A 14,571-nucleotide genomic window follows, 5' to 3' on the forward strand; every position below is an offset into this window, starting at 1 on the left:
GTGTATAAATGTTTTCCATACAAACGCCAAAAATATTGCTAAGATGCAAGGAAAAGTGGGAGGTAAATTACTGAGCTCCCTTCAGTTCTTTTATCCTCTTCTTCGTGCTCTCTATCCTCTCGACTTTCCGGGCGGCCTTTGCGCTTCTGGCCGTTTCTATTTCGTGCCTGAACGCCCATTTGAGCAGGGGCGGGGTTATCAGCACCGATACCGTTATGAATATCAGCGTCGCCGCTATGAACTCCGGGGCGTGCTCCGGGCTTATCGCACCACCGTGGATTGCCACCATGAGGTCAACGAGAGCCACTTCAGTCCTTGGAACCGAACCGATGCCCATCTGGAGGGACATCCAGAAGTTCTCCCTGGTAAAGAGAAAGTCCCTGCCGCGGCCCCATGCGGTTATCCATGCCCCAAATCCCCTTCCTGCGACCTTTCCAAAAACCGCTATGGCCGTCAGGACTGCCGCCAGAACGAGTGCCTTCGCGTTCTCGAACACCGTGAGATTCAGCATCGCCCCCGTGTGGACGAAGAAGAACGGTATGAGCAAACCGTAGCCTATTGCCTTTACGTCCTCCATAATGCGCTTTCCTTCTGGGAGCCTTGAGAGCACGAGGCCCATCATAAACGCTCCTTCGATGGCAGCTGCAAACCAGCCCTCAGCCAGGGCGGCGAAGAGGAACATCATACCGAGAACTGTCCCCAGTATGCCCTTTTCCACGTGAAGCCTCTCGGCGAATTTTATATAGTATTCAACGAGGAACCACCAGATGACACCGGTTATTATGAAAAACGCAACTATCTTGGCGCTCAGCTCTATCAGGCTTCCACTTCCGACTGCGAATATCACAAGGGCTATGCCTAAGAAGTCGTCCATAACGCTTGCGCTGAGCGAAGCCGCCCCGACCTCACTCTTGAGAACGCCCAAATCCATCATGACGCGGACTGTTATCCCGATGCTCGTTGCTGTGAGCAGAACACCCCCGGCAAAGGCCTCCCTGCTCGGGTACCCCATCTCCATGAGGGCAAACCAGCCTATGAGGAGCGGTACAAAGACTCCAAGGAGCGTGGAGACCGTTGCAGTAAGCCCGGTTTTCTTGAGCTGCTCGATGTCAGCGTCGAGGGCACCGAGGAACAGCAGGAAGATTATACCCAGCTTGGCTAGGAAGTTGGAAACAACGGTTAAATCCGTGGTAAAGCCCTCTCCGCTGACTATCGGAAGATACTGGGGGGCGACTATCCCGAAATAGACGAGGTTTCCGAGGAGCATCCCCATGAGGAGTTCTCCGAGGACTCCCGGTAGCTCAAGTCTCTCTATTATGCTGTCCCCTATCTTCGCCAGGATCAGGGATACCCCTATTGAAAACAAAAGCCAGGTTACTGTTTCCATTGTGCCCCACCCACCCGGAGCAGCCTCAGCAGTTCATCTATCAGTATGCGAAGACTCACCTCGCCCACAAGTTTTCCGTCCTCTACGACGGCCAGCACCTGTACCCTGTACTTGCGCATCTTCATAAGGGCATCGAGAACCGTGGCATCTTTGTCTATAGTGAGCACGTGCCGCTCGGCGACGTCTTCAGCCTTGGTGGCGCCCCCGAGCATAGAGCGCATTATCTTGCTGGTCATGCCCAGTTTGAACTTGTGCGCCTCAGGGGGAAGAAGGACGTCTATGACGTCGATGTACCGGATGACGCCCACGAGCTTCATGTTCTCCCTGCTCTCAACAACCCAGACGTGGTGCCTGCTCCGCAGTATTTTGAGGACGCTGAGGAGGTCTGCATCTGCGGTGACCACGGGCATTGTCTCAAGTCTGGGCATGATGTTAGCCAGAGTGAGGGAGTGAAAGCTTTCGAGGGCCGCCTCGACTTCCATCTCTCACCACCAATTCTGAAGGATGAAAACGATTCTATTTAAGACTTTGTGGGCCTAAGGGGGCACCGGAGCAACGTTTAGAACATTGTACCAGTTAATCCGCCCCATCTGAGAGTGTCAAACAAACCAAACGTTTAAATATCTCTCGTAGAACCCCGGCCAAAGAACGGAGGATGTTCCAATGGTGCCAACGGATGTTATAGCCAGGGTGCTCATAGCAGTACTCGGTGCGGGCATACTCTCAATGCTTCTCAGCAGACGGTTTAACATATCTTACGTCCCCCTCTTCATAATATTCGGAATGGTTCTTGGTCCGATAACCGCGTGGATGCCGAGGCCGGTTGCGCATGAGCTCTTTGACTACGTTAGGGTCTTTGGTCTGGTGATGATACTCTTTACTGAGGGGCACAACCTGAGCTGGAGGATGCTAAAACGGAACATGAGTACGATAGTGACTCTAGACACTGTTGGACTCCTCATAACAGCCCTTCTCTCCGCATGGTTCTTCTCGTGGGTCTTTGATGCTCCGTTTCTGGTTGGCTTTCTCTTCGGTGCTATAATAAGCGCCACCGACCCGGCGACGCTGATACCCCTCTTCCGTCAGCACAGGGTTAAGCAGGACATCGAGACGACCATAGTAACCGAGTCCATATTCAACGACCCGCTCGGCATAGTCCTGACAACCGTTGCGATAGCGATGTTCGTTCCCCAGGCCAGCGGTGGCATATTTGCCTCCCTGAGCTCCGCTGCTGGCCTCTACGGGGGGGCAGTTCTGTACTTCCTTTACGAGGTTGGGGTGTCCATCGCGGTCGGCTTCGTTCTTGGAATGTTCGGTTACTGGTTCATCAAGAAGACGGCTATATTCGAGTTCCCGGAGATAGAGATATTCTCTCTTCTCCTAGCCTTTACTGGTTTCTTTCTTGGGGAGTCCCTTCAGGCTTCAGGATATCTCGTTGCAACGGTCACTGGAATAGTGCTCGGAAACTACAAGATAATCGGAAAGAGAGAGAACCCGGCAATCATGGATCGGGTTCTCAGGGCGGTGGAGAAGGAGGTCGAGTTCAACGAGAGCCTCGCAGCGATAGCCACGGTGTTCATCTTTGTGCTCCTCGGGGCCAGCCTGAACCTCGACCTCCTGACCGGAAACGTCCTGAGGAGTGTACTTGTCGCTTTCTTTATTATGGCGGTTGCGAGGCCCCTTGCATCGTTGCCCCTCCTCAAATGGTGGAACCCAAGGGAATACCTCTTCATAGCCCTCGAAGGGCCCAGGGGCATAGTTCCTTCCGCTCTGGCGGCGCTCCCACTGTCTCTGGCAGTGAAGTACCTGGGTGGAGAGCTCAGCGTTTACTGGGGCGATGTAATCCTGGCTACCACGGTCATAGTTGTCCTCGCCTCCGTTATAACCGAGACACTGTGGCTGCCCTTCCTCAGGGCAAAGCTCCTGAGAACCGAGACTGTACAGGACAGGATGGAGAACTACGAGAAGATGAAGCACGAGCTGAAAGCTTCCTAATTTCTCTTTTTCAATTTCAATTCGTTGTAAGTCTCGAAAGAAAATGATTGTCAGAGGCTGCCCTTCGCTCCCATGAAGTGGAAGAGGAGCTTTGCGGCTGTCAGGGCGGTGATGTCCCCGAGTTCGTTTCCCCCAACCTCCATGATGTCGAAGCCTGCTATTCTCTTGTTTTCCACGAGCCACTCCATGGCTTCCACGACCTCCCAGAAGCCCAGTCCCCCCGCCTCGGGGGTTCCGGTTGAGGGGACGAGCGAAAGATCGAAGACGTCTACATCAACCGAGAGATACACAGGCTCGGGGAGGGGCTTCACCAGCTCAACGAAAGCATCGAAGTCGTAGTCCCTCGCGTGCACCCACGGGATTCCGTTCTCTTCTGCGTAGACTACCTCCTCCCTTGTTCCGCTCCGTATTCCGAACATCGCCTCCCTCACTCCCAGCTCCCCTATTCTTCTCGCCACGCAGGCGTGGTTGTATGGGTTGTCCTCGTAGCTGTCCCTGAGGTCGAGGTGGGCGTCGAAGACGACGTAGCTGGCCGGCCTGAGTGCCTCAACGGCTCCGAGGGTCTGGGAGTGCTCGCCGCCCAGGAGTATTGGCAGGGCGTCGGGATTTATGCGTTTAAGCTCCTCAAGGGTATCTCTGACCCTGTCCGCGGTCTTTCGGGGGTCGCCGGCGACGACGGCAATGTCCCCTATGTCCGCTATGGGGAGTTCGGCTATGTCGACGTCATAGTCAAGTATGTAGCTCTCGAGGTTGAGCGTTGCGTGCCTGATCAGGGTTGGTCCAAACCTCGCCCCGGGCTTAAAACTGGTCGTCCCGTCGAAGGGGATGCCGAGAATTACGAACTTTGCTTTTTCAGGCTCGGAAAGCGGAAATTCGAGCTTGAGCGTTTTATAGGTGTACAGGAACTCCATCTCTCCCACCGGGGAGATTTCCGAGGGCACGATTAAAAACCTTTGTGGGGGCTAAGGCCGGAGTACGACCTCTCCCCCCGGCTGAAGAACCGCCTCACTCCCGAAGGCTTCCACGCCTATCGGTTTCGTGCCCTCCAACATCTTTATGTGAACTTCGCCGTGCTTCACCTTCAGCTCAAGCCACGAGCCTCTGAAGAAGAACCTCAGCCTTACAGACTTCCATTTTTCCGGGAGGTTCGGGCTGACCTTCAGGGTGTCTCCCTTGAAATCAACACCGCAAAAGCCCCTGAAGAGTATCTGCCACAGGCCGCCGGCGGTTGCCAGGTGGAATCCGTCCGCGGTGTTTCCGTAAATGTTCTTCAGGTCTATATAGGCGCATTTCATGAAGTAGTCGTAGGCGAGCTCCATGTTCCCGAGCCACGATGCGACTATGGCGTAGGTGGGCATTGAGAGTGAGGACGCGTGGGTGGTTCTGACGATGTAGTACTCGAAGTTCCTCCCGATGGTATCCAGGTCAAACCAGTCCTTCAGGAGGTATTGGGCGGCTATAACGTCCGCCTGCTTAATGAGCTGGGTCTTTCCGAGGTTCTCCCTTACGTCCTCCGGCAGTCTTCCCTCGCCCAGGCCGTAGGGGTCAACCGTGTAGTCCATCAGTGCAAAATACCCGTCGAACTCCTCGTAAACTCCGTCGTCCCTCTGCGGTGGGAGGTACAGCCCCTCGGCTATCTCAAGCCACCTCTGGACTTCCCTTTCGGTCACCCCGATCCTCTCAATGACCTCCCCCCACCAGCTCTTCCCGAGGCCTTCTCTGAAATACGAGACCCCGAGGAGCAGGTTGTGCTTGGCCATCAGGTTGGTGAAGAAGCTGTTGTTAACGTGCTCGTGGTACTCGTCCGGTCCGATCACCTTTTCTATCACATAGCCCTTCCTCTCGTCGTACCTCACCCGGCTTGCCCAGAAGCGCGCCGTTTCCATGATAATCTCAAGGCCGTGGCGAATTATGAACTCCTCATCCCCCGTAAGGCGGTAGTATAGGTCAACGGCGTAGGCTATGTCGGCCGTTATGTGGTGCTCCTCCTCACCTGTATATATCCTGACCGTCTTTCCCCCCCTCATGTCCAGCGGCACGAGGGGGGGCGTCGCTTCTCTGCCGTCGTCGGCCGATTCCCATGGGAACTGCGCGCCCTCGTAGCCGTTGAGCCTTGCATTTTCCCTGGCCGCGTTGAGGTTGTTGTACCTGTAAACGAGCATTCTGCGGGCTTCCTCCGGCATTGTTGCCATGAAGAAGGGGAGTGCATAGATCTCGGTGTCCCAGAAGACGTGCCCGCGGTAGCCAAAGCCGTGTATCCCCCTTGCGGTCAGGGATATGCGGCCGTCACGGGGAAGTGACTGCACCAGATGGAAGAGGCTGAATGCAAGTCCCCTCTCGGCGTCTTCGTCGCCTTCTATCTCCACCCAGGCCCTATCCCAGATTTTCTTCCAGTACTCCACGTGTTCCTCATACAGCCGCTCAAACCCCTTCCTTTTGCTCTCCCTGAGTTCCCTAAGAACTGCACTTCTCATGTCGCCTCGGCCAATTGAGGACACTACAACGTACTTCACGAACTCGTACTCCTTTCCGCCCTCAACGTTCAGCGTCAGAACTTCCCCTATGAGCCTCGTGTTCTTTACGGTGCTTCTCTCGTGGTTCCAGGGGGTGAAAATTGAGCTCGCTATGCCGACATGGTACCTCCCATCCAGCGTCCTGATGTGGGCGTACACTGCTTCCCCATCGCATTTCAGCTCCTCCACGGAATAGTGCCTGACGAGTATCTCCCCTCTGTAGGAGGGATTGGCCGTGTCGAGTTCTATCGGGTTCAGTATCGTTAGGAGGCCGTCCTGGCTGGCCCTGAGCCTGAACCTTAGAATAATGAGGTTTTTTCTCTTTCCGTGGACTATTCGCGTGCTCTCGTAGTCGATTCTGACGCCTTTTCTGGTTTCGAGCTCCACCCAAGTTTTTAGGGTTCCTTTTTCTATGTCCAGCTCCCTCTCGTAGCGCAGAATTCTGTGCGTGCTCAGGTTTAAGGGCTCACCGTTGAACATCAGCTGCAGACCCACGACCCTGGGGGCGTTGACGATTTCACGGTAAAAGTAGGGGGCATCATCATAAACACCGGCTATGGTCGTGCCGTATATCGTCGGCTCAAGCTCAACCTCGCCCCGAACACCAAGATGCCCGTTTCCCAGGGTCAGTACCGTCCCGTAGACTGCCTCCTCCTCGGGTGAATACCCGGAAAGCCTGAACCGGAATTTCATCAATCTCCCCCCTTGCCTCCGTTCAGCCTCAACAGTCGCTCGATGGAGACCTCTCCAAAGTCTCTGAACCTCAGATCCGCGCCCTCCAGCTCGGTATCTCTTTCGTATCCCAAAACAAGCATCCCGAGCTCCTTGGCGGCTTTCACGCCTGCGGGGGCATCCTCAACAACGAAAAACGACTCCACCTCCGGGAACATCTCCACGAGCTTTTTCCTGGCCAGTCGGAATACCTCCTTCTTGCTGGGTGCCATGCCGCTGACGTTAACGTCAAAGAAGTCTATCAGCCTCTTCTCCCCCACCATAACCTTGGCCGCCAGCTTCGGGGCGTTCTTTGATGCAGAAGCCAGAGCGCTCGGTATCCCCTGCTCCCTTGTCTTCATCAGGAACTCTATTGCCCCTTGGTTAACCTCGTACTCTCCCCTGTCGAACATCTCGTTGACCATCCTGTTCTTGAACTCGGCGAACTCCGTGAGCAGTTTTTTCCTCTTTTCTTCAGTGTCCGCGCCGTGGCGTTCGTAGATACCCGTCAGCTCCAGTATGTTGTGCGCACCCTCGTAGCGTGGCTTCCCTGAGACGTACCTCACGTAGAACTCGTGGTCGATTTCAGCCCCATAGATTTTTGCCGCCTTTCTCCAGGCTTCCTCGTGGGGTGTGTAAACGAGAACCCCGTCGAAGTCCCATATTAGTGCTATTCTGGCCATCAGTGCCACCTTATTTGGTTATCTCCCTGATAACAATCTTCTGCGCCTCTATGTCTTCCACCTCCGCATCAAAACCTCCGACTGTAAAGGTTCCGTTCTCGCTTTCGAGGACGAAGTTGCTAACTATCCCGAAGCGGTTTATCGAGCGAACCTTTCCGGTAATGCTCACTGGATAGCCGCTCTTAACGTCCCTGCCCTCCACGGTCACCACCGGGGTGTAGCCGAGCTTCAGCAGGGTCTCAAGCTCGTTGAGCGCCATCGAGAACTCTATGAACACCTTGGGATACAGCTCCGGCCTGGGAATCCAGCCTATGACCTCCTTTGACTTGAGCCAGAGGTTATTGTGGATGTTGAGAAGTCTGAGGAGAAGGTCTTTTTCCTGTATCACGTATCCGTAGATTTCGTTGCTGGAAATCGGGAGCTTGTGGACGCTGAAGAAGCGCCGTTTTGAGTAGACAGCGCTTGAGAGGTCGGATATAACGAGGAGAAAGTTTCCAAGGTCAAAGGTACGTATCTTGACCTGATCCCTGAACCTTTCGAACTCCTCTGGAGTGCCCATGCTGGGGTAGATCAGGAGGTACAGGTTCACCCCCCTCTGGAGGGCTCCCAGCAGGTAGGGTTTGAGCTCCTTGAAGACAGGGTAGGGGAGCTCGGCCCTAATCTCGACCTCCGCGGAGTTTATTATCTCGATAATGCTCGCCAAGACACCTTCCAGGCTCCTCACAAGCGAGATATAGGGCCCCTCTTCCTCTGTTCTCCCCTTAATCTTCATAAGTTCCTCCTGAAGGACGCTCCGGAGGAGGTCAAATTTCATCTTCTGAATGTCGATAAGGGCCCCTATATCGCTCGCCGTGTAGACCCTCGGCCTTCCGGCGGAAGCTCTTATGAATCCCTTTCGTATCAGGCTCTGGATTATGTTGTAGAGCTGGGGCTGATGGATGTCGAGGGCCTCAAGAAGCTCCTTCACGGTGGCGCCGTCCTTTATGAGTATCGTCAGGTAAACTTCAGCCTCCCTTTTGGTGAGCCCGAGTTCCTGCAATTTTTCAATCAAAAAAGCATAATTTTCCATCTGCACCCCTCCACAGGTCACTGCTACTATGTATTTTTGAGCTTCAATACTATTTAAATATATTGGATACTAATTCAGTAAGGTTTATATAATAGTATTGTAGTATAAACATTGAATGCCCATATTATTCCATGCACGTATGTCGAGGGGTGAGGAGGTATGAAAAAAGTCCTTGCTGGTGGTCTTTTGGTTTTTGTTCTGCTTTTGGCGGTAGTGGCCGCCGGGTGCATCGGCGGCGGAGGGCAGACCGGAACCCAGACGCCGGCGACCGTCACGGAGACCAAAGTTAAAACTGAGACCAAGGTTGAGACCCAAGTGCAGGAGAAGGTTTTCGTAAGGTTCGCCGGCTGGAGTGCCGGAGAAACCGAGATGAAGAACTACGAGAAGATGATTAAAGCCTTCGAAGAGCAGAACCCCAACATCGGCATCAAGTACGAGGTCATCACCCAGATGTTCCACGAGAACATCCTGGCATCCTACGGTGCCGGAGTTGCCCCCGATGTATTCTACGTTGACAGTGCATGGGCTCCAATCTTCATCGACAAGGGTGCCCTCTATCCGATATCCGACCTCGCCGACCAGAGCTTCATTGACCAGTTCTATCCGTTCCTTCTTGAGCCCTTCATGAAGGATGGAAAGCTCTACGGCCTGCCGAAGGACTGGAGCATGCTGGCCCTCTTCTACAACAAGAAGCTCTTCGAACAGGCTGGCCTGACTAGGCCGCCCGAAACCTGGGAGGAGCTTGAGGAGTATGCTAAGATAATAGCTGACAAGACCGGAAAGCCCGGACTTGCTATATATCTGGGCGGATTTAACAGGTACGTCCCAGTTGCCGTAAGCAACGGCGCCCCCAAGCCCTGGTTCGAGAAGCCCGAAGACGCTTCCTGGTTCGATAATCCAGCCGTTAAGGAGACCCTCACGTGGTACATCGACCTCTACCGGAAGGGCAAGACTGAGAGGGAGAACCAGGGGCTTACCCCGTACGTAGTCCAACCTAGTGACGTCGGAGCCGGCTGGCTCGGTGACGCCTTCGGCCAGCAGGAGGTCGCAATGGTCATCAGCGGAAACTGGATGATTCCATTCCTTGCAGACCAGTTCCCCGACTTCAAGTACGGTGAGGACTGGGACATAGCCCCTGTCCCGGCCGGAAAGGAAGGAAGGGTGACCATGGTCTACACAGTCATCCTGGGAATAAACGCCAAGACTGAGCACCCGCAGGAGGCCTGGAAGTTCGTTGAGTTCCTCCTTGGGCCGGAGGGGCAGAAGGAGCTCGTCGTCAAGGGCGGCCAGACCCTGCCCAGCATAAAGGGATTCGAGAACGACCCGGACATGTGGCCGCAGCACAAGAAGACACTCTCGTTCAAGTACGACCAGATGATAGTCTTCCTCTGGGGCCCGAAGTCGGGACCGCTTGAGGGCAAGTTCAGCGACGCCATGGCCGCAGCGATGAGGGGCGAGATGAGCGTGGACGAGGCCATTGAGGTTATGAAGCAGGTCGTTCAGGAAGAGCTGAGCAGCTGAGGTGAGAACATGTTTTCGTCTTTTTCTTCCTTTTACGAGAAGGCTAGAAATAAGGAGATTGTAGCAGGATTAACTCTCATTTCGATTGCCGTTGTTCTGAACCTGGTTTTCGGTTACTTCGCGATGTTCTTTGCCTTCTACCTGAGCTTCTTCAAGTGGGATTACATAGGTGAGATGCAGTTTGTGGGGCTTCAAAACTTTGAGATTGTGATAAGGGATCTTATCAGGGGACTTCACGGAGCTCCCTATCTTCTCGTGCCCTTCTACACCGGCCTGAAGAACATACTGCTCTACACGCTCATCGTCGTGCCCATCCAGACCTTCCTGGCAATAGTGCTGGCCTCCTTTGCTAACCAGAAGATTCGTGGCCAGCAGTTCTTCAAGGTCTCCTATTTCCTGCCCGCGACGACTTCCTCGGTTATCGTGGCCCTGATATTCATCTGGCTCTTCATGAAGAACGGCTACATAAACTACGTCCTGGTCCACGTGATCCCGGGCTTTGAGCCGGTGGACTGGATAAACAACAAGGACTACCTGCTCTTCGCCATAGCTACTGTCGCCATCTGGGGGACCAGCGGACACTTCATGGTGTCCTTCCTGGCGGCGATGCAGGCCATTCCCAGGGAGATATACGAGGCGGCAATGCTTGACGGTGCAGGGCCGATAAGGAGGTTCTTCTTCATAACGATCCCGATGCTCAGGCCGATGATAACCTACGTGGTGGTCATGGGGCTCATAGGGGCCCTCCAGATGTTCGATCTCGCGTGGATAATGGCGGGGGCCAACGGCGGTCCTGGTGGAGCAGGCTATACCGTCGCGCTGGACATCTATAACGAGGCGTTCACCAGGATACGTCCCGGTGTTGCCGCGGCCAAAAGCTGGTTCCTGTTCGCGATAATATTCACGACCACATACCTGTTCCAGAAAAAGTACGGGAGGGCTATGAGATGACCCCCAAAGAGGAGGAGAGGCTCATCCGCCGTATCTGGATTGTCATAACCTACGCAGTGCTGATAACCTTTGCGCTGGTATATCTGATGCCCTTCATCAGGTCGCTGGTCGCTTCGTTTATGACGTGGGCCCAGGCTTCGGCCTATCCCCCTGAGTGGGTTCCCAATCCATTCACGCTTGAGAACTACCAGAAGCTTTTTAGGCTTGACCTGTTCCCGCGCTGGATCCGCAACACCGCGCTCTACGCTGGGCTAATCGTTGCCGGCAACGTGCTCTTCACCAGCATGGCTGGCTACGCATTCGCCAGACTCAAATTCCCGGGAAAGGACGTAATATTCTCCGCGCTGCTCTCGCTCCTCATGATCCCAATGTTCGTCACGCTGGTTCCAAACTACATCATCATGTACAAGCTTGGCCTCATAGACAACATCTTCGGCCTCGCGCTGCTGGGAATAGTAAATGTGTCGAGCATCTTCCTCATGAGGCAGTACTTTACCTCACTTTCCAACGAGATATTCGAAGCCGCCCGTCTGGATGGGTGCGGTCCGATAAAGGCGTTCTTCTACATAGCCCTACCGCTGGCCAAACCTGCCCTAGGTGCGGTTGCCGTTTACCAGTTCCTCGGCTCTTGGAACGCCTTCATCGGGCCGCTCATCTTCCTCCGTTCGCCGGAAAACTTCACCCTGCCGGTCGGTCTCAGCTTCGCCTTCCAGAGGAGCATGTGGACGGAGTACACCCCCATCATAGCCGGCTCGCTGGTGGCCTCGGCACCAACGATACTGCTCTTCCTCGTGCTGAACAGGTATCTCATTAGGGGTATAGTTATTACGGGAGGGAAAGGCTGATGGCGAGGGTTCTGCTTAAGGACGTTACCAAGAAGTTTGGAGAGGTAGTTGCTGTCAACAGACTGAACCTTGAGATCAGGGACGGGGAGTTCATGGTGCTCCTCGGGCCGAGCGGGTGTGGAAAATCAACGACACTCAGAATGATAGCCGGCCTCGAAACGCCCACCGAAGGCGAGATATGGATAGGCGACCAGCTGGTCAACGAGATAGACCCCACAAAGAGAAACACTGCCATGGTCTTCCAGAGCTACGCTCTCTATCCTCACATGACGGTCTTCGGCAACATAGAATTTCCGCTGAGGATGTGGAAGGTTCCGAAGCAGGAGAGGATACGGCGCGTTAAGGAGGTGGCCGAGTTCCTTGGGATAGCGGACCTTCTCAACCGGAAGCCGAGCGAACTGAGCGGCGGCCAGCAGCAGCGTGTTGCCCTGGCAAGGGCGTTGGTGAGGGAACCAGAGGTTTTCCTCCTCGACGAGCCGCTGAGCAACCTCGACGCCAAGATAAGAACCCAGATGCGCTTCGAGCTCAAAAAGCTCCTCAGCTACGACCTCGGAATAACCACCATCTACGTTACCCACGACCAGGTTGAGGCCATGACGATGGCCGACAGGATAGCGGTCATGGACAGGGGCGTCCTCCAGCAGGTCGGCACGCCGGATGAGATATTCTACAAACCCGCCAACACATTCGTTGCAACGTTTGTTGGAAGCCCGCCCATGAACCTTGTGAAAGGGGAGGTTGTTGAGAGGGACGGAAAAGTGCTCTTCGATGCGGGAGAGTTCACACTTGAACTACCCGCCAGCATAGACGTCCGCGACACCGCGGTTCTCGGCTTCCGGCCCCAGCACGTTGAAGTCAGCTCCGAACCAAAGGAGGGCTTTGTGAAGGGCAGGCTCCTCGGTGTTGAGAGGCTCGGCGTAGAGAGCTACGGCCACATCGCCTACAGTGGTGTGGAGCTGGTACTCAGGCTTCCGGAAGGGGTAGAGACAGGCAGAGATGAGGTTTACTGGAGGCCGAGGATGGACAGGATGTACATCTTCGACCCCAAGAGTGGAAAGCTACTGTACGGCTGATTACCGCGCTGTCTGCCTTGAATCAGCCATTTCTCTTTATTGAACTTTCACTGAAAGTGGGGGGATGACGTGATGCTAGAGGTTAGAGAATTCACAGGAGTTGGTAAGAGTCTGAAGGACTACGGCAGAATAATCGGAGAGGATGCCGTTGAAAGGATAAAGGTCAAGGCGGAAAGGCTCTTGGGAGCCAAGTTTGCCCACGTCAACTCGACGTCCTTTGGAGGAGGTGTTGCGGAGATACTTCACAATCTCGTGCCCCTTATGAGAGACACAGGACTCGACGCCAAATGGTTCGTCATTCGAGGCTCAGACGAGTTCTTTAATGTCACGAAGAGTTTTCACAACGCCCTCCAGGGCAACAAAGACCTCAAACTCACCGGGGAAATGAAGAACCTCTACCTCAAAACCAACGAAGAGAACGCTCAGAAAGCTGACCTAAGTGAATTTGACTACGTTCTCATCCACGACCCACAACCCGCGGCGCTCATAGACTTCTACGAGAAAACCCAACCCTGGATCTGGCGGTGCCATATCGACTTAAGTGACCCGAACAGGCAATTCTGGGTGTTTCTGAGGGAGTATATCCAAAGATACGACAGGTACATCTTCCACCTTCCGGAATACGTTCAGCCAGACTTGAGCTCGGAGAAAACCGTCATCATGCCGCCGTCTATCGATCCGCTGAGCGAAAAGAACATGGAGCTGAAAGAGTCGGAGGTCCTGAAAACGCTTGAAAGGTTCGACGTCGATCCGGACCGGCCGATAATCATACAGGTCGCCCGCTTCGATCCCTGGAAGGGTGTTTTCGACGTTATTGAGGTCTACCGGAAAGTGAAGGAAAAGATTCCGGAGGTTCAGTTGCTTCTCGTCGGGGTCATGGCGGCTGACGACCCAGAAGGTTGGGTTTACTTCGAAAAGACCTTGAGGAAGATTGGCGAGGACTACGACGTTAAAGTTCTGACGAACCTTACTGGGGTTCATGCCAGAGAAGTTAACGCCTTTCAGCGGGCTAGTGACGTTGTCTTGCAGATGTCTATCCGGGAAGGATTTGGGTTAACGGTTACCGAGGCGATGTGGAAGGGTAAGCCTGTTGTTGGCAGGGCCGTGGGGGGAATCAAATTCCAAGTGGTCGATGGGGAAACGGGCTTCCTCGTGAATGGCGTTGAAGAAGCCGTCGAAAGAGTAATCTACCTGCTGAAACACCCGAGAGAGACCAACCTCATGGGCATGAAGGCAAGAAAAAGGGTGCTGGAGAAATTTTTAATTACTCGGCACCTAGAAAGGTATCTGGATCTTCTGAATTCCCTTTAGATTTTCTAATTTCCCAAGAAAAGTCTGGTTTAAAGAGGTGAAAAAAGAGCTCACTCGCCCTTGAGCTTCATTATCTTGATCCTGCCGAGGGTCTCCCAGTACTCGACGTTGATACCCTCCTTGAGCTGGTCCTTGATCTCGTCGGCGACGCCGGTCTCGATGGGAACGTCGTAGAGCTCGTAGGTCTCCATGTCCATGATCTGGACGGTGTCCGGGGTCATGGCTATTATCTGGGCGGTTCTCTTGTCGATAATCGGGACGTCAACCTCGGCGCTGGTGGGCTTGACGATGCTTCTAACTTTTCCGTCGAAGATTCCAACGGCCTCGATCCTGGCCTTGGCTGAACCGTGCTTTCCGGGCGAGGAAACGGTTATGTTGCCGATCCTGCAGGGCTCGCCGTCGATGAGGATGTACCTTCCCGGCTTGAGCTTGCTAACCTGAACCTTGGTCTTGTCTCCCATTTTTCAGACCTCCCATAAGCGTTCTAAAACCGATTGGGAAGGGTCTTTAAA

General features: G+C 54.2%; 13 protein-coding genes. 6 read left to right on the forward strand and 7 right to left on the reverse strand.

Going from position 1 to position 14,571, the window contains the following annotated elements; genetic code table 11:
* Nucleotides 1–67: 67 nt before the first annotated feature.
* Together A3L14_RS04400 and A3L14_RS04405 are read right to left on the reverse strand one after the other, a co-directional pair.
* Nucleotides 68–1,387, reverse strand: a complete 1,320-nt coding sequence (locus A3L14_RS04400; RefSeq protein ID WP_055430259.1) for a cation:proton antiporter — start codon at nt 1,385–1,387, stop codon at nt 68–70.
* Nucleotides 1,375–1,869, reverse strand: a complete 495-nt coding sequence (locus A3L14_RS04405) for a CBS domain-containing protein (protein WP_074631282.1) — start codon at nt 1,867–1,869, stop codon at nt 1,375–1,377. Before A3L14_RS04405 ends, A3L14_RS04400 begins: the two co-directional genes overlap by 13 nt.
* 181 nt (nt 1,870–2,050) lie before the next feature.
* Between A3L14_RS04405 and A3L14_RS04410 the strand changes: the two genes are divergently transcribed.
* Nucleotides 2,051–3,382 (forward strand): cation:proton antiporter, encoded by a 1,332-nt coding sequence (locus tag A3L14_RS04410; protein WP_055430260.1) that lies wholly within the window; start codon nt 2,051–2,053, stop codon nt 3,380–3,382.
* Between the two features lie 50 nt (nt 3,383–3,432).
* On the opposite strand, the gene speB is transcribed toward A3L14_RS04410, so the two are convergent.
* Genes speB through A3L14_RS04430 form a run of 4 tightly spaced genes read right to left on the reverse strand, consistent with a single transcriptional unit; the run spans nt 3,433 to nt 8,358 of the window.
* Nucleotides 3,433–4,293 (reverse strand): agmatinase, encoded by an 861-nt coding sequence (gene speB, locus A3L14_RS04415; RefSeq protein WP_055430261.1) that lies wholly within the window; start codon nt 4,291–4,293, stop codon nt 3,433–3,435.
* Nucleotides 4,294–4,344: 51 nt separating this feature from the next.
* Complete coding sequence (locus tag A3L14_RS04420; protein WP_074631280.1) at nt 4,345–6,588, reverse strand: glycoside hydrolase family 65 protein; 2,244 nt, start codon at nt 6,586–6,588, stop codon at nt 4,345–4,347.
* Nucleotides 6,588–7,289: an HAD family hydrolase gene (locus tag A3L14_RS04425; RefSeq protein ID WP_055430262.1), complete on the reverse strand. Its 702-nt coding sequence runs from the start codon at nt 7,287–7,289 to the stop codon at nt 6,588–6,590. Before A3L14_RS04425 ends, A3L14_RS04420 begins: the two co-directional genes overlap by 1 nt.
* A 10-nt stretch (nt 7,290–7,299) precedes the next feature.
* Complete coding sequence (locus A3L14_RS04430; protein WP_055430263.1) at nt 7,300–8,358, reverse strand: TrmB family transcriptional regulator; 1,059 nt, start codon at nt 8,356–8,358, stop codon at nt 7,300–7,302.
* 159 nt (nt 8,359–8,517) lie between these two features.
* Between A3L14_RS04430 and A3L14_RS04435 the strand changes: the two genes are divergently transcribed.
* From A3L14_RS04435 to treT, 5 genes are all read left to right on the forward strand, one after another.
* Entirely contained in the window at nt 8,518–9,879 is a 1,362-nt protein-coding gene (locus tag A3L14_RS04435) for an ABC transporter substrate-binding protein (protein WP_055430264.1), read from the forward strand.
* 9 nt (nt 9,880–9,888) lie between these two features.
* Complete coding sequence (locus A3L14_RS04440) at nt 9,889–10,830, forward strand: carbohydrate ABC transporter permease (protein ID WP_055430265.1); 942 nt, start codon at nt 9,889–9,891, stop codon at nt 10,828–10,830.
* On the forward strand, nt 10,827–11,675 hold the full coding sequence (locus A3L14_RS04445) for a carbohydrate ABC transporter permease (protein ID WP_055430266.1): 849 nt from the start codon (nt 10,827–10,829) through the stop codon (nt 11,673–11,675). Before A3L14_RS04440 ends, A3L14_RS04445 begins: the two co-directional genes overlap by 4 nt.
* Nucleotides 11,675–12,748: an ABC transporter ATP-binding protein gene (locus A3L14_RS04450; RefSeq protein WP_055430267.1), complete on the forward strand. Its 1,074-nt coding sequence runs from the start codon at nt 11,675–11,677 to the stop codon at nt 12,746–12,748. Before A3L14_RS04445 ends, A3L14_RS04450 begins: the two co-directional genes overlap by 1 nt.
* Nucleotides 12,749–12,820: 72 nt before the next feature.
* The gene (treT, locus tag A3L14_RS04455; RefSeq protein ID WP_055430268.1) at nt 12,821–14,059 is read left to right on the forward strand and encodes a trehalose synthase; all 1,239 of its coding nucleotides are present in this window, start codon (nt 12,821–12,823) and stop codon (nt 14,057–14,059) included.
* 50 nt (nt 14,060–14,109) lie between these two features.
* Here treT and A3L14_RS04460 read toward each other — a convergent pair whose 3' ends face one another.
* Nucleotides 14,110–14,520, reverse strand: a complete 411-nt coding sequence (locus tag A3L14_RS04460) for a translation initiation factor IF-5A (RefSeq protein WP_055430269.1) — start codon at nt 14,518–14,520, stop codon at nt 14,110–14,112.
* Between the last annotated feature and the right edge of the window lie 51 nt (nt 14,521–14,571).

This window comes from Thermococcus thioreducens (assembly GCF_002214545.1).
GTDB classification, from domain to species: Archaea; Methanobacteriota_B; Thermococci; order Thermococcales; family Thermococcaceae; genus Thermococcus; species Thermococcus thioreducens.

Bases quoted from the DNA above. Each gene is read 5' to 3' on its own strand.
- A3L14_RS04430 (WP_055430263.1), bottom strand. From the start codon at position 8,358: ATGGAAAATTATGCTTTTTTGATTGAAAAATTGCAGGAACTCGGGCTC.
- A3L14_RS04400 (WP_055430259.1), bottom strand. From the start codon at position 1,387: ATGGAAACAGTAACCTGGCTTTTGTTTTCAATAGGGGTATCCCTGATC.
- A3L14_RS04450 (WP_055430267.1), top strand. From the start codon at position 11,675: ATGGCGAGGGTTCTGCTTAAGGACGTTACCAAGAAGTTTGGAGAGGTA.
- A3L14_RS04425 (WP_055430262.1), bottom strand. From the start codon at position 7,289: ATGGCCAGAATAGCACTAATATGGGACTTCGACGGGGTTCTCGTTTAC.
- A3L14_RS04445 (WP_055430266.1), top strand. From the start codon at position 10,827: ATGACCCCCAAAGAGGAGGAGAGGCTCATCCGCCGTATCTGGATTGTC.
- A3L14_RS04410 (WP_055430260.1), top strand. From the start codon at position 2,051: ATGGTGCCAACGGATGTTATAGCCAGGGTGCTCATAGCAGTACTCGGT.
- speB (WP_055430261.1), bottom strand. From the start codon at position 4,293: ATGGAGTTCCTGTACACCTATAAAACGCTCAAGCTCGAATTTCCGCTT.
- treT (WP_055430268.1), top strand. From the start codon at position 12,821: ATGCTAGAGGTTAGAGAATTCACAGGAGTTGGTAAGAGTCTGAAGGAC.
- A3L14_RS04405 (WP_074631282.1), bottom strand. From the start codon at position 1,869: ATGGAAGTCGAGGCGGCCCTCGAAAGCTTTCACTCCCTCACTCTGGCT.
- A3L14_RS04460 (WP_055430269.1), bottom strand. From the start codon at position 14,520: ATGGGAGACAAGACCAAGGTTCAGGTTAGCAAGCTCAAGCCGGGAAGG.
- A3L14_RS04420 (WP_074631280.1), bottom strand. From the start codon at position 6,588: ATGAAATTCCGGTTCAGGCTTTCCGGGTATTCACCCGAGGAGGAGGCA.
- A3L14_RS04435 (WP_055430264.1), top strand. From the start codon at position 8,518: ATGAAAAAAGTCCTTGCTGGTGGTCTTTTGGTTTTTGTTCTGCTTTTG.
- A3L14_RS04440 (WP_055430265.1), top strand. From the start codon at position 9,889: ATGTTTTCGTCTTTTTCTTCCTTTTACGAGAAGGCTAGAAATAAGGAG.